This window comes from Streptomyces ferrugineus (genome assembly GCF_015160855.1).
Lineage (GTDB): Bacteria > Actinomycetota > Actinomycetes > Streptomycetales > Streptomycetaceae > Streptomyces > Streptomyces ferrugineus.
Genome location: NZ_CP063373.1, coordinates 2,006,975 through 2,021,213 on the forward strand (window position 1 = coordinate 2,006,975; position 14,239 = coordinate 2,021,213).

A 14,239-nucleotide genomic window follows, 5' to 3' on the forward strand; every position below is an offset into this window, starting at 1 on the left:
GACCGTGGAGACCGAGTCTCACGCCAGTGCTTCTGGAGGAGCCGAGAACGGCGAGGGCCGTGGCACCGTGCTCGTCGGGGTCGACGACACGTCGTACTCCTGGCTCGCGGCGGACTGGGCGGCAGCCGAAGCGCAGCTGCGCGGCTGTGCCCTGAGGGTCGTCCATGCCGTCGGCCGCAGTGCGGATACCGCATACGGGGAGACGGGCGTGGGGCTCACCGAGCAGGTCCTCCGAGGGGCGACCCGTGTGCTGGACGACGCCCGGGCGCGGCTGGCGGCCGACCGTCCCGGTCTGCCGATCGATGTCGTCCTCGCACGCGACGATCCCGCCGACGCCCTCCTGGCCGCGGCGCAGGACGCCGACATGGTCGTGGTGGGAACCCGCGGTCGCGGCGGCTTCGCCGGGCTGCTGCTGGGCTCGGTGAGCCGGAAGGTGGCGGCCCATGCCGGCCTGCCGGTCGTGGTGGTGCGCGGGGAAGCCGGGACATCTACGGGCGACGACGTCGTGGTCGGCGTACGCGACGACCGGGACGAGGAGGCCGTACGGTTCGCCCTGGCCGAGGCGGATCCGCGTGGGGTCGGCGTCCGCCTGATCCACGCCTGGACGCCCCTCGCCCACACCGGCCTCGCGGTGCCGCAGGTCAGCGACCTGGAGGAGGAACGGCACGCGCATGGCCAACTGCTGAGCCACGCGGCCCGTCCGGTCGCCGAGTATCCGAAGGTGCCCGTCGACACCGAGCTGACCGTCGGCTCACCCGCCGCCGCCCTGGTGGAGGCCTCGGCCGGGGCCGGCATGGTGGTGCTCCCGCGCCATCCGGTCGAGGGCAGGCTCGGACTGCGGCTGGGCACCGTCGTGCACGCCGTACTGCACCACGCCGAATGCCCCGTCGCCGTCGTACCCGTGGGCTAGGGGGTGTTTGAAATTCCCGCCCGTCACCCGCGCCCGCCGCGGCAGCGGCTGTTGTCACAGTCGGCACCCCTCGCGGCCACCGGCCAAAGGCCCGAGTAGCTCCTCCCCCACTCTCGGCTTCGCCCGAGCGGGGGGACCCCATCGAGGGCCTTCGTCCTTTCAGAACACCCCTAGCCGGCCGTCGCCGGGGCACATGACAGGGCCCTCATGGGGAACTCGGCGGGCAGAAGGGAGGAGGGCGAGCGTGGCACGGATCCTCGTGCGGGACGACGACCTCGTGGTGCGGCTGTCGTGGCGCGAGAAGGCTGCCGGGCACCATCGCGGAAACGTGCGCGTGCCGCTGTCGGACGTGTGCCGGGTGACGGTGGAGCCCGACTGGTGGCGTGCCCTGCGCGGAGCGCCGCTGCACGGCGTCTGGATTCCCGGCGCGCTGTGCGTCGGCACGCGGAGCCACCCCGGCGGACAGGACTTCGTGGCGATACACCCCGGCCGGCCCGTGGTGTGCGTCGAACTGCGGCCCACGGCTCCCTTCCGGCTGCTGGCCGTCTCGAGGCGGGACGACGCGCGGGCCACGGCCGACCGGCTCCGCCGTCGCGCACCGGACATCGACGCGTCCACCCCGTGCCGGCAGCCCCTTCCGGTCGCCGAGGAGACCCAGTCGACCTGGAAAGAGCTGGCCGTGAACGCGACACAGTGAGAAGGTCCCGCGCTCCGATTCACCACAGGGAGGGCGCCGTGCCCGACACCCACCGGTCCCGCATCCGGGACGAAGCCGTGCCCCTGACCGGCCCCGACTCGCTCGACCCGCTCCTCGACCGCATCGGCGACGCCCACTACGTACTGCTCGGCGAGGCCTCTCACGGCACCGCCGACTACCACCAGGTCCGGGATCTGCTCACCCGCCGCCTGATCGAGGAGAAGGGCTTCTCGTTCGTGGCCGTGGAGGGCGACTGGCCCGACTGCCAGGCCGTGCACCGCTCGCTCGTCGCCGCGCCGGGCGCGCCCGAGGACCCCGGTCAGGTCCTGGCCGGCCTGCGGCGGTGGCCCGCGTGGATGTGGGGGAACACCGACGTCGCCGCGTTCGCCCGCTGGCTGCGCCGGCACAACGAGCAGCGGCCGCCCGGCCGGCGGGTCGGCTTCTTCGGCCTGGACGTCTACAGCCTCTGGGAATCGCTGCACGCCGTCCTCGGCCACCTCCGCGAGCACGACCCCGATCAAGTCGAGCCCGCCCTGGAGGCCTACCGCTGCCTCGAACCGTACGCCGAGGACCCGCACTCCTACGCCCTCGCCACCCGGCTCGTCCCCGAGGGCTGCGAGCCGCAGGTCCTGTCGCTGCTCACCGAACTGCGGCGGCGGGCGGCCCGGACGGACGCGACCGCCGGATCCTTCACGGAGTTCGCCGCCCGGCAGAACGCGGAGATCCTGGCCGGAGCCGAGGCCTACTACCGGGCCGTGCTCGACGGCGGACCCGAGTCCTGGAACATCCGCGACCACCACATGGCCGACACCCTGGACCGGCTCATGGCGCAGCACGGTCCCGGCGCCAAGGCCGTGGTGTGGGCGCACAACACCCACATCGGCGACGCCCGCGCCACTGACATGGCCGACACCGGCATGGTGAGCATCGGCCAGCTCGTCCGGGAACGCCACATGGGGCAGGGCGTGGTCCTGGTGGGCTTCGGCTCTTTCACGGGTACGGTCGTCGCCGCCCACGCGTGGGGCGACGTGCCGCGGACCATGGAGGTCCCGCACGCCCGCACCGGCAGCCTGGAGGATCTGCTCCACGACGCGCTGCCCGGTGCGCGGGCGCTGTTCGTCTTCCCGCACGTGCAGCTCCAGCGACCGGCCACCACCGGCAGCCCGGCCTGGTTCCACCAGGAGCACGGCCACCGTGCGATCGGCGTGGTGTACCGGCCGTCGTACGAGCATGTGACCAACTACGTGCCGACGGTCCTCGCCCAGCGTTACGACGCCTTCTGCCACCTCGACCGGACCCGGGCCGTCACCCCGCTGCACCCCATGTCCGCACCGACCGCCGAAGAACAGACCTGGCCGGTCGGCGTCTGATCCCCCTGGGTGCCCTCAGGGTTCACTCCCGGGGTTCACTCCCGCGGGATGACGAGTTCGCGGCCGCGGTAGAAGCCCTCCCGCTCCTCCACGACGTACGGGGCCATGCCGGTGCGCCGCCGCGCCTCGAGTTCGGAGGTCCGCCAGGAGTCGCACGCCTCCTTGGAGTCCCAGAACGACACCCCGGTGATCTCCTGTCCGTCCTCGGACCAGTACGCGAAGGCGCGGCGCATGCCCTGCGGATGGGCGACCGGCCGCCAGGCCCTCTCGAAGTCCTCCAGCTTGTCCGGCTGGATGCGACGCGTCGTCACCCAGACGAAGTGCTCCTCCATCGTGGTCTCCTCCGCTACGGCGGTTCGGCTCGTCGGCGCCCCTTCGACCACCGTAGATCCACAGCGCCCGTCGCGCCTGCGCGGCGTGGCGTCAGCGAGGCGACTCGCACACGATCTGGTCCCGCGGTGTGTAGTGCGTGCGGAACGGCTCCCGTCGTACCTCGTCGCCGTCCTTGACGAAGACCCGCTGCACGGTCACGTCGAAGCCCTCCAGCGGAGTCTGCGGGACGCACCGCTTGTCGGTGTTCACCTTCCGCTCCGGCTGCTTCACGTTGGTGCGGGGGCCCTTGAGCGCGCCGATGTCGTCGTACTTGCGGGTGCCGAGGAAGGTGATGGTGACCGAGGAGTCGGTGGAGTGGGCCTGGATGTAGATGGTGTTGCCGGAGTCGTTCTTGAACTTCAGGTCCAGGCTGCCCCAGGCGACCGTCGCCTCGCGGCCCTCCGGGTAGCGCTCGATGTAGAAGGAGTGGGCGCCGTACTCCACGGGCTTGACGCCGGCGAAGAACATCGCGTTGAAGACGGTGGTGGCGACGGCGGAGACCCCGCCGCCCTGTGCCTTGGTGAACTCGTCGTTGAGGATGATCACACCCTCGACGAAGCCGTTGGCCGCGGTGCGTTCGCCGACGGTCCTGTTGAAGCTCCACGTCTTGTCCGGCATCACGACGGAGCCGTTGATCAGCTCCACCGCGCGGCCGATGTTCTTCGAACGGTACGGCGCCGGCTCGAAGTTGACCGTGAAGGACGACATCTGCTCCCGCAGGCCCAGCCGTTGGACGTTCGCGCGGGTCACCTGCGGCTCGGCCACGAGCGTGGCGATCTGGCCGCTGCGGGCGGCGCCCCGCTGGGTGAGCAGCGGCAGTACGGCCTTGCCCAGCGCCTTGTCGGTCACCACATGGCCGGCCCGGCCGTCCTCGGCCACCGCGACCCGGTTGCCGACCAGGCGCAGCTCGGCGTTGCGGGCCCTGGCGGGCAGCGCGGACAGCGGGCGGGCCACCTCGGGGTCGGCGCGCAGGCCCTCGGCGTCCAGCCTCGGGGTGAGCCGGCCGGCGCCGTCCGGGCGCATCGTCAGGTACTCGCCCAGCACGGGCTGCTCGATGGTGAAGCGCCGGTCGGCCGCGGTGAGGGTGACCGGCGCCGACATGGCCGGCTCCGCGAACTCGCGCACCGCCCGCCGCAGCTCACGCTCGGTGACCTTCGGCTTGGTCTCGCGGGTGGGCAGGGCCGTCACGGTGTCGCGGTCGCCTTCGAGGAAGGCGGCGCTCAGGGGGGCGACCGCAGCGTCCGTGTCGAGTGCGTGGCCGTTCACCGGGGCGATCGGGCGGACCTGGCCGTCCTCGAAGTCGACGGCTCCCTCGCGGACTCTCTGGTCCAGTGACCGGGCCAGCTTCTTCAGGCCCGCCCGGGCCGTGTCCTCGTCCACGCTCACGGCCGGCTCGACCGGACCGCCCGAGCTGAAGAGCCCGCCGATCGCGGTGAAGGGATCGGCGCTGTCGGTGCGGCCGGCCCGGTCCACCGTCTTCTCGTAGTCGAAGGTGATGCCGACCTGCCGCGGATCGACCTTCCCCTTGCGGTCACCGACCGTCACCGTCAGGTCGCGGGTGCTCGCCGGTCCCAGCCGGTCCTCCAGCTTCCGGACGGCCTCCGCGCGGCTCAGGCCCCCGATGTCCACGCCCCGCACCGTCGTGCCGTCCTCTATGTCCCCGCCCGCGACCAGCAGGCCGGTGAGATACAGACCGCCGAAGCCGACGGCGAGGGCGCCGCCGGCCAGGGCGAGGGGCGGAAGTGCGGTGATTCGGCGAGCTGGAGCGGTGGGGACGCGGAGGCGCATGGGTCTCCCGGGGCGGGGCGATCGACGTGGACGGCGCGTGGGATGACGCGACGCTGTGCGCGAGGCAAGCACATCCAGCTAGCCATAAGTGGGCGAAAACGCCTATGTCGCACACCACGTATGTTTCACGTCACGCCTGCGCCGTAGCCTTCTCCTCCGCTGTCACCTCCTCGGCGCCGGAAGCCCCGGACGCCGCCAGCGCCCTGTTGCGGCGGACGGAGGCGAGGAAGGACGCGGCGATCAGGACGACGCCGATCAGGCCGGTGATGATCTCGCTGATCTGGTGCTGGATGGTGATCAGCAGGATCGAGGCGAGGGCGCCGATGGCGTAGTGGGCGCCGTGTTCCAGGTAGACGTAGTCGTCGAGGGTGCCCTGGCGGACCAGGTAGACCGTGAGCGAGCGGACGTACATCGCGCCGATGCCCAGGCCGAGCGCCATCCAGAAGATGTGGTTGGTGATGGCGAAGGCGCCGATCACGCCGTCGAAGGAGAAGGACGCGTCCAGGACCTCCAGGTAGAGGAAGAGGAAGAACGCGGCCTTCCCGGCGAGGGCCACCGCCGAGACCGGTTTGCCCTCGGCCCGGGCCTTCTCCTCCTCCTCGTGCTCGTGCTCCTCCTCTTCTTCCAGCTTGTCCTCGAAGTAGCCGGACAGGCCGCCGACCACGAGGTAGGTGATCAGACCGGCGACCCCGGAGAGCAGGACGGTGGCGGTCTTGTCGGCGTGGCCGGTGCTGACGTGGGCGTGGGTCGCGAAGGTCATCGCCGTCGCCAGCAGGGCGATGAGCGCGAGGCAGACCGCCAGCATGTCGATCTTGCCGAGCTTGGCCAGCGGGCGCTCCAGCCACCCCAGCCACTTGATGTCGCGGTCCTCCAGGATGAAGTCCAGGAAGATCATCAGCAGGAACATGCCGCCGAAGGCCGCGATCGCGGGGTGGGCGTCGGTGACGAGGTCCTGGTAGCGGCCGGGGTCGTCGAGGGCGAGCTGGACGGCCTCGACGGGGCCGACCTTGGCGCTGATGGCGACGATCACGACCGGGAACACCAGCCGCATGCCGAACACCGCGATCAGGATGCCCAGGGTGAGGAAGACGCGCTGCCAGAAGGCGTTCATCTTCTTCAGGATCCCGGCGTTGACGACCGCGTTGTCGAAGGACAGGGAGATCTCCAGGATGGAGAGGATCAGCACGATCCCGAAGGCCTCCCAGCCCCACTGCCACGCGGCGAAGGCCAGGCCGGCCGCGGTGACGGCGAACGACCAGCCGAAGGTACGCAGCACCATCGTCAGCCCTCCGCCTTCACGGCGAGCACCGGGCAGCCCACGCCCAGCAGGATCTGCTGGGCCGCCGAGCCCATGATCAGCTTGCCGACCGCGCTGCGCCGGCGCAGGCCGATCACCACCAGCGAGGCGTCCAGTTGCTCCGCCAGGTCGATGATCTCCTCCCCGGCGTCGCGGGCGCCGAGGACCTGGCGGATGTCGAAGTCGACGCCCAGGGCCGCGAGATCCTCGCGGACATGGGACAGGTCGGGTTCCTGGGCGAAGCGCGGGTCCACGAGCGCGTCGCCCCGGGTGGTGTTCACCACCAGCAGTTTCTCCTCACGGCGGCGGGCCTCGCCGATCGCCGCGCGCAGGGCCGCCTCCCCCTCGGGTGAGGGGACGTAGCCGACCAGGATGGTCATCTCGGACTCCAGATGTCTCAGGCGGCGTTTCGCGCGCGCAGAGGACTTACGACGAAGCGACGGATCAGCGGCCACACCAGGACCAGCGCGACCACCGTGTAGACCGTGTACGACACCGGCCCGCCCAGCAGCCCCGACAGCTCACCGCCGGACAGCTGGAGGGAGCGCCGGCCCTGCAGCTCCGCGCGCGGGCCCAGGATCACGCCGACGATCAGCGGCAGGACCGGCAGCCCGAAGCGCCGCATGGCGAAGCCGAGCAGGCCCAGGCTGAGCAGCAGGAACAGGTCCAGGGGCTGGGCGTTGACGGCGTAGGCGCCCATCGACGCGAAGAACAGGATCCCCGCGTAGAGGTACGGGCGCGGGATCTGCAGCAGCTTCGCCCACGCCGGGGCCAGCGGGAGGTTCAGCAGCAACAGCAGCAGGTTGCCGATGAACAGGCTGGCGATCAGGACCCAGACCAGGCTCGCCTCGCGCTCGAAGAGCAGGGGACCCGGCTGGATGCCGTACGACTGGAAGGCCGCCAGCATCACGGCCGCCGTGGCGTTGGTCGGGAGGCCGATCGCCAGCATCGGCACCAGGGTGCCCGCCGCCGACGCGTTGTTCGCGGCCTCCGGGCCCGCCACACCCTCGATCGCGCCCTTGCCGAACTCCTCGGGGTGCTTGGTCAGCCGCTTCTCCGTCGCGTACGACAGGAACGTCGGGATCTCCGCGCCACCGGCCGGCAGCGCGCCGAACGGGAAGCCGTACGCCGTTCCGCGCAGCCAGGGCATCCAGGACCGCTTCCAGTCGCTCCGGCCCATCCACGGGCGGCCCACCGGGATCACCTCGGCCGGTCGGCGGCGCAGATGCGCGGCCACCCACAGCGCCTCGCCGACGGCGAAGATGCCGACCGCGACCACGACGACGTCGATGCCGTCGGCGAGCTGCGGTATGCCCAGGGTGAGCCGCTGCTGGCCGGACACCGAGTCGATGCCGACCAGGCCGATCGTCAGGCCCAGGAGCAGCGATATGAAGCCCCGGATGCGGGACGAGCCCAGCACCGACGTCACCGCGATGAACGCCAGCAGCATCAGCGCGAAGTAGTCCGGCGCGCCCAGGCTGACCGCGAAGTCCACCACGAACGGCGTGACCAGGACCAGCAGCAGCGTGCCGATGGTGCCCGCGACGAAGGAGCCGATGGCGGCCGTGGCCAGGGCCTGGGCCGCGCGGCCCGCCTTCGCCATCTTGTTGCCCTCGATGGCGGTGACCACGGACGAGGACTCGCCGGGGGTGTTCAGCAGGATCGACGTCGTGGAGCCGCCGTACATGCCGCCGTAGAAGATGCCGGCGAACATGATGAACGCCTGCACCGGCTCCATGCCGTACGTGATCGGCAGCAGCAGCGCCACCGTCATCGCCGGGCCGATGCCCGGCAGGACGCCCACCGCGGTGCCGACGAGGACACCGATCAGGGCGAGCAGCAGGTTCATCGGGTCCATGACGTCCGCGAAGCCCTGCATGAGGTTGTTCAGGTTGTCCATCGCCCAGGCCTCACAGGATTCCTTGCAGGACACCGGCGGGGAGGTTCACGCCGAGGCCGATCGCGAACGCGTAGAACGTCGTCAGGGACAGCGTCACCGCGATCAGGAGGTTGCGGATGTAGTGGCGGTTGCCGAGCGCGAATGCCGTGCCCCAGAACAGCAGGGCACCGCTGATCACCCAGCCGAGCCGCTCGATGAGCAGCGCGTTCGCCAGGAACACGCCGATCAGCAGCAGCACCGTGCGCCAGTCACTGCCCTGGGACAGATCGACGTCCTCGCCGGCCTCCGGCTCACCGCGCCCGCCCCGGGCCACGTCGACGGCGTAGCACACCGCGATCAGCACCAGCAGCGCGCCCAGGATCAGCGGCACCGCGCGCGGCCCGACCGGGTCGGTGCCGCTGGTGACATGCGGGATGCCCAGGGCGTCCACGATCACGGCGGTGCCCAGCAGGGCGAGGAACGCGCACACGCCGTACTGTGCGCGGTCCCCGCCCTGACGGGGCGGAGGGGAGTCCTCCACGGTCGGGTCCTTCACCAGATTCACCCGCGAGCTCATGCCAGCCCGAGCTCGGCCAGCAGGTCGGCGACCGCCTTGTCCTGCTCGGTCATGTAGGTGCCGAACTCGTCACCGGTGGCGAAGGCGTCGACCCAGCCGTTCTTCTCCAGCTGCGCCTTCCACGCGTCCGAGTCGTGCATCTTGGTCAGCGTGTCGACCCAGGTCTGCTTCTGCTCGTCGGTGATGCCGGGAGGGGCGACGATGCCGCGCCAGTTGGTGAAGACCAGGTCGATGCCCTCGTCCTTGAGGGTGGGCACGTCCTTCAGCGCCTCGATCGGCTTCTCGCTGCTGACCGCGAGGACGCGCACCTGGCCCGCCTCGACCTGGTCGAGGAACTCACCGAAGCCGCTGGCACCGAAGGCGATCTTGTTGCCGAGGATGGCCGGGAGCAGCTCGCCGCCGCCGTCGTAGGAGACGTAGTTGACGTCCGTCGGCTTGATGCCGACCGCCTTCGCCAGCTGCATCGGCAGCAGGTGGTCGGGGCCGCCCGGCGACGAGCCGCCGCCCACCGCGAACTTCTTCGGGTTCTTCTTCCACGCGGTGACGAGGTCGTCCATCGACTTGTACGGGGAGTCCTTCGGCACGACGATCGCGCCGGCCTCCTCGATCAGCCTGGCGAGCGGCGTGGTGTCGGTCAGCGTCGCCTTGGACTTCTGCGTGTACGAGGCTCCGACGACGCCCAGGCCCATCTGCATGGCCATCTTGCCGTTGCCCTTTTCGTTGACCAGGCGCTGCAGGCCGACCGTGCCGCTCGCGCCGGGCAGGTTGAAGACCTGGACGCCGGAGGCGGCCTTGGTGTCCTGCATGACCTGGGAGACGGTGCGGGCGGTGAGGTCGTAACCGCTGCCCGGGGTGTTGGGGACCATGAGTCTCAGGCCGGTGGCGGGCTTCGAGGACCCGCTTCCGCTCCCGGACTCCTCCTTGTCGGCGGTGGCACCGCAGGCGCTGACCGCGAGCATGGACGCGGCTGCAAGAGCTCCGACAAGTGCGGCTCGTCGAGTTCTCATGGCTCATCTCTTTCGCTTGGGCCGATCCGGCGCCATGATTGTGCGGTTCCTGAGACACCCCGTCTCGGTTGTGTGACCATTGAAGGTTGAGTTCATAGTGGTCATAACGTCACGGTCACCGTCCCGAAGACAGCGACGCCATACGCTCGCCGGTGAGCTGCTGAGATGGCAGCTCGCCATTGTCGTGATCGTGCTGGCCGCCGTCGCCGCGGTCTCGCTCGCGCAGTCCAAGGCGACCTTCGACCGCGTCGAGGGGCGCCGGGTCACCGCGCTCGCCGAGGAGATGGCGGGCAACCCGCTGGTGCGCACGCAGCTCGACCGGCCCGCCCCCGCCGAGATGCTCGCCCCGCTGCTCCAGTCCACGCTGAACAGGTCCGGGGTCACCTCCGCCACGGTCGCCCGGACCGACGGCACCATCGTGGCCTCCACCAACCCCACCCTCCTCGGCACGCGGCTGCCGGTCTCCGGCAAGGACGCCGCCGGGGGCCGCGGCTGGTCCGGTGAGCTGCCGGTGAACGGCGTCACCGAGCTGGTGGCCCAGGCCCCGGTGCTCCGGGCGCACGGCGAGAACGCCGGGGAGCACCTCGGCACGGTGATGATCGGGCGGGCCTCGCCCTCGGTCTGGCAGCGGCTGGTGGGCGCCTCGTCCTATCTGCTGGTCTACCTCGGCGTCGCCAGCGTCCTCGGAGTGGCCGGCTCCTGGCTGCTGGCCCGGCGGATCAAGCGGCAGACCTTCGGCATGGAGCCGCGCGAGATCGCCGGGCTCGCCGAACACCGGGAGGCGATGCTGTTCGGCATCGCCGAGGGCGTGGTGGCCCTCGATCCGCACCAGCGGCTGACGCTGGTCAACGAGGTCGGCCGCCAGTTGCTGGACCTGCCCGACAACTGCGTCGGCATGAGCCTGGTCGATCTGGGGATCGAGGGGCGGCTGTACGACGTCCTGGCGGGGACCGCGCCCGAGGGCGAGCCCGGCGATCTCGCACGGCGTGACGAGGTCGTCGTACGCCGCGGCCGGGTCCTGGTGATGAACCGGATGGACGTCACCAAGGACGGCCGCCGCCTCGGCTCGGTGACCACCCTGCGCGACCGCACCGAACTCGCCCAACTGGAACGGGAGTTGGGTTCCTTCCGCAGCACCACCGAGCTGCTGCGCGCCCAGGCCCACGAGTTCTCCAACCAGCTGCACACCATCTCCGGGCTCATCCAGATCGGCGAGCACGACGAGGTCGTGAAGTACGTCCGCGCCCTGCGCAAACACCGCGAGTCGCTCGACCTGACCCTCACCAGCCGGGTCCGCGACCGGGCGATCGCCGCGCTGCTCATGGCCAAGTCGGCGCTCGCGTCGGAACGCAAGGTACGGCTGAAGATCTCCGAGCGGACCGCTCTGGAGCAGCTGGAGCCGACCGACTCCGCGGACGTGGCGACCGTGCTCGGCAACCTCGTGGACAACGCGGTCGACGCGGCCGCGGCGGGCGATCCGGGCCACGACGCGTGGGTGGAGGTCGAACTGCGCCAGGACGCCTCCAGCGTGGAGATCGTCGTACGGGACTCGGGGCCGGGCGTGGCCCCCGAGCTGGCGCAGGAGGTGTTCCTGCACGGCTTCACCACCAAGGCCGCGCAGGGCGGCGACCGGGGGATCGGCCTGGCGCTCACGCGTCTGGTGTGCAAACGCCGGGGCGGTGAGGTGTCGGTGGCCAACACGCAGGCGGGCGCCATGTTCACCGCCCGGATGTCCGTCGGCCGACCGGCCGACCGAGCGACGGAGACAGTCCGATGATCGATGTGCTGATCGTGGAGGACGACTTCATGGTGGCGCGGATCCACCGCGGATTCGTCAATGACGTCGCCGGGTTCCGGGTGATCGGCACGGCGAACTGCGGCGAGCAGGCGCTCACCGCGGTCGCCGAGCTGCAACCGGATCTGGTGCTGCTCGACCTCTACCTGCCCGACATGTTCGGCCTGGAGATCATCCCCCGGCTGCGCACCGCCGGGCACGACTGCGACGTCATGGTGATCAGCGCGGCACGCGAGTCGGAGGCGGTGCGGGGCGCCGTGCGCCAGGGCGTCGTCGACTACCTGCTCAAGCCCTTCGACGCGGAGGACCTCAGGGCGCGCCTCGAGCAGTACGCGGCCCGGCGCAGCAACCTCTACGCGGCGGTCGTCAGCGGCCAGTCCGACGTGGACCGGGCACTGGCGCGGGGCGCGGCCCCGGCCGCCGCGGCTGCCTCCCTGCCCAAGGGCATGAGCGTGGAGACCGCCGAGCTGATCGAACGCGAGCTGCGCGCGGCCGACGGCAGCCTCTCCTCCGCCGAGTGCGCGGCCCGGCTCGGGGTCTCGCGGGTCAGCGCCCGCCGCTACCTGGAGCACTTCAGCGTCACCGGCCAGGCGGAGGTGTCGCTGCGCTACGGACAGGCCGGCCGCCCGGAGCGGCGCTACAGCTGGGTGGCCGACTGACGCCCGGCCCCGTCAGGTCTCGACGGGCCCGGCCAGTTGCACGATGTCGTCGGACGCCATGTCGTGCAGCCGGATGGCCAGGTCCTCCAGGGCACGGCTGGCGGCGAGTTCGTCACCGATCTCGGGGATGGGCCGGTCGATCGGGTTGCGGTGGGCGACACCCCGGCCGGTGACGGCCATCAGGTCCTCGGGCGTGTCCTCAGTGGTCAGCACGGCCTCGGCGCGGGTGTCGTCGCCGTCCTCGGTGATGTGGATCCGGACGGTCCACTGCTTGTCTTCCATCGAGATCACTTCCGTCGAGAGCACTTCCGTACGGGGTCGGACGAAGCCCCACTGATGAGCGTGCGCCTGATCGCGGGCCGGGTCCAGCGCGAGCCGATCCGGGGGTGCTCTCCTCCCGCAGAAGCAGACCCGCTTCCGTCCGCTCCTGCCGCGGAGGCATGACAAGAGCCTCCGTGGGCACGATGTGCCGAAAGGTCGCGGAGAGAAGGCTGGTCGTAACGGACCGAGCCGTAGGAGGGCGCCATGAACCGCCAGGCCCACGTTCGTGTGCGTGTCACTCGCCGGCCCGCCGCCCCCCGCGACACCAGGGGCGAGATCGACCGCCGGACGCCCTCGGGGCGGATCCTGCCGTACTGACCGGCGGCCCCGCGGGCCCTAGGTCACCGGATCCAGCTCCAGCGGCTCGACCCGGCCCTCCAGCATGGTGCCCAGGCCCTGGACGGCGCAGACGTCGGGGCGCTCGGCGATGTGGACCGGCATGCTGGTCGCCTGCCGCAGCATGTCGTCGAAACCGGGGAGCAGGGCGCTGCCGCCGACCATCATGATGCCGCGGTCGGCGAGGTCGGCCACCAGGTCGGGCGGGCAGTCGCGGAGCACCTTGCCGATGCTGTCCAGCACGGCGGTCAGCGGGGTCTGGATGGCGTCCCGTACGGCCGCGGTGTCGACGAGGACGGAGCGGGCCAGGCCGGTGCAGACGTCGCGGCCGTGGATCTCGGTGGCGGCCGGGCCGTGCGAGGTGAGCCCGTTGCCGGACAGGGCGAGCTGCAGCGGCCGTACGTTCTGGCTGGGCAGCATCAGCTCGTGCTCGTGCCGCAGATGCTGCACGATCGCGTGGTCCACGGCCTCGCCGCCGACCCGGACGCGTTCGGCGGTGACGATGTTGCCGAGCGACAGCACCGCCACCTCCGTCGCGGCGGCCCCGCACACCATGATCATGCTGGCCTCGGGCTGCTCCACGGGCAGCCCGCAGCCCACGGCGGCGGCGATGAGGGTGTCGACGAGTTCGACCCGGCGGGATCCGAGACCGACCAGCGTCTCGATGGCAGCGCGCTGGGCGAGCGGGTCGGCGTTGTGCGGGGTGCAGACCGCGCCCCGCAGGAACGGCTTGCGGCGCAGGGCGCGGCGCATCTTGTCGCCGAGCAGGTGCCGCAGCATGCGCTGCGCCATCTCGATGTCGACCACGGTGCCGCCGGAGACGGGCCGTACGACACGGATGTAGTCCGGGGTGCGGCCGGTCATCTTCTCCGCCAACTCGCCGACCGCGATCAGGGCGCCGGTGCGGGTGTTCATGGCGGCGACGGAGGGCTGGTCGACGACGAGCCCCGTGCCCTTCACGTAGACGCGGGTCCTGGCCGCCCCCAGGTCGACGGCGAAGTGGCAGCGGCGAAGCTGCTCCAGAGTGGCGGGCATGGGGGGTCCTCCCGAAAGCGCAGACCATGGGTCCGCCGGGTGGGTGGCGGGCCTCGCGTTGGGCGTGTGGGTCGTGGGTGCGGGGCCGGCGCGTGGCGGCCTCTCCTTGGCAATCGTGCGGGCGGGCGGGAGCGCGTCGCCTTCTGGAGGGGGCCGGGTGGGGTGCGGCTGAATGGGGGGTTCTGGAACTGATGGG

The 14,239-nt window shown here is 71.2% G+C and carries 14 protein-coding genes; 5 read left to right on the forward strand and 9 right to left on the reverse strand.

Annotated elements, in window-relative coordinates; genetic code table 11:
* Positions 1–4 precede the first annotated feature (4 nt).
* The 3 genes from IM697_RS09150 to IM697_RS09155 all read left to right on the forward strand — a co-directional run bounded on the left by IM697_RS09150 (position 5) and on the right by IM697_RS09155 (position 2,977).
* A complete protein-coding gene (locus IM697_RS09150; protein ID WP_228044582.1) occupies positions 5–910 on the forward strand; it encodes a universal stress protein in 906 nt (301 codons plus the stop codon).
* 244 nt (positions 911–1,154) lie between these two features.
* Positions 1,155–1,607, forward strand: coding sequence for a hypothetical protein (locus IM697_RS44530; protein WP_228044584.1), 453 nt, complete (start codon positions 1,155–1,157; stop codon positions 1,605–1,607).
* 38 nt (positions 1,608–1,645) lie between these two features.
* On the forward strand, positions 1,646–2,977 hold the full coding sequence (locus IM697_RS09155; RefSeq protein ID WP_228044586.1) for an erythromycin esterase family protein: 1,332 nt from the start codon (positions 1,646–1,648) through the stop codon (positions 2,975–2,977).
* A 35-nt stretch (positions 2,978–3,012) separates the two neighbouring features.
* Here the strand turns inward: IM697_RS09155 and IM697_RS09160 are convergent, their stop codons facing one another.
* From IM697_RS09160 to IM697_RS09190, 7 genes are all read right to left on the reverse strand, one after another.
* The gene (locus IM697_RS09160) at positions 3,013–3,309 is read right to left on the reverse strand and encodes a hypothetical protein (protein ID WP_194046383.1); all 297 of its coding nucleotides are present in this window, start codon (positions 3,307–3,309) and stop codon (positions 3,013–3,015) included.
* A 91-nt stretch (positions 3,310–3,400) separates the two neighbouring features.
* Entirely contained in the window at positions 3,401–5,137 is a 1,737-nt protein-coding gene (locus tag IM697_RS09165) for a VanW family protein (protein WP_194046385.1), read from the reverse strand.
* 130 nt (positions 5,138–5,267) lie between these two features.
* Positions 5,268–6,416: a DUF475 domain-containing protein gene (locus IM697_RS09170; protein WP_194046387.1), complete on the reverse strand. Its 1,149-nt coding sequence runs from the start codon at positions 6,414–6,416 to the stop codon at positions 5,268–5,270.
* Between the two features lie 2 nt (positions 6,417–6,418).
* Positions 6,419–6,814 carry a universal stress protein gene (locus IM697_RS09175; RefSeq protein ID WP_194046389.1) on the reverse strand — a complete coding sequence of 132 codons (396 nt, stop codon included), beginning with the start codon at positions 6,812–6,814 and terminating at the stop codon, positions 6,419–6,421.
* A 17-nt stretch (positions 6,815–6,831) separates the two neighbouring features.
* A complete protein-coding gene (locus tag IM697_RS09180) occupies positions 6,832–8,334 on the reverse strand; it encodes a tripartite tricarboxylate transporter permease (protein ID WP_194046391.1) in 1,503 nt (500 codons plus the stop codon).
* Positions 8,335–8,344: 10 nt separating this feature from the next.
* Positions 8,345–8,854: a tripartite tricarboxylate transporter TctB family protein gene (locus IM697_RS09185; RefSeq protein WP_228044588.1), complete on the reverse strand. Its 510-nt coding sequence runs from the start codon at positions 8,852–8,854 to the stop codon at positions 8,345–8,347.
* 32 nt (positions 8,855–8,886) lie between these two features.
* Positions 8,887–9,897, reverse strand: coding sequence for a Bug family tripartite tricarboxylate transporter substrate binding protein (locus IM697_RS09190; protein WP_194046395.1), 1,011 nt, complete (start codon positions 9,895–9,897; stop codon positions 8,887–8,889).
* A gap of 97 nt (positions 9,898–9,994) precedes the next feature.
* Between IM697_RS09190 and IM697_RS09195 the strand changes: the two genes are divergently transcribed.
* Positions 9,995–11,674, forward strand: a complete 1,680-nt coding sequence (locus tag IM697_RS09195) for a sensor histidine kinase (protein WP_194046397.1) — start codon at positions 9,995–9,997, stop codon at positions 11,672–11,674.
* Complete coding sequence (locus IM697_RS09200; RefSeq protein ID WP_194046399.1) at positions 11,671–12,351, forward strand: response regulator; 681 nt, start codon at positions 11,671–11,673, stop codon at positions 12,349–12,351. The genes IM697_RS09195 and IM697_RS09200 overlap by 4 nt, the downstream gene beginning before the upstream one ends.
* Before the next feature lie 12 nt (positions 12,352–12,363).
* Here IM697_RS09200 and IM697_RS09205 read toward each other — a convergent pair whose 3' ends face one another.
* Together IM697_RS09205 and mreB are read right to left on the reverse strand one after the other, a co-directional pair.
* Entirely contained in the window at positions 12,364–12,633 is a 270-nt protein-coding gene (locus IM697_RS09205; protein ID WP_194046401.1) for a DUF1876 domain-containing protein, read from the reverse strand.
* 375 nt (positions 12,634–13,008) lie between these two features.
* Entirely contained in the window at positions 13,009–14,043 is a 1,035-nt protein-coding gene (gene mreB / locus IM697_RS09210; protein WP_194046403.1) for a rod shape-determining protein, read from the reverse strand.
* Positions 14,044–14,239 lie beyond the last annotated feature (196 nt).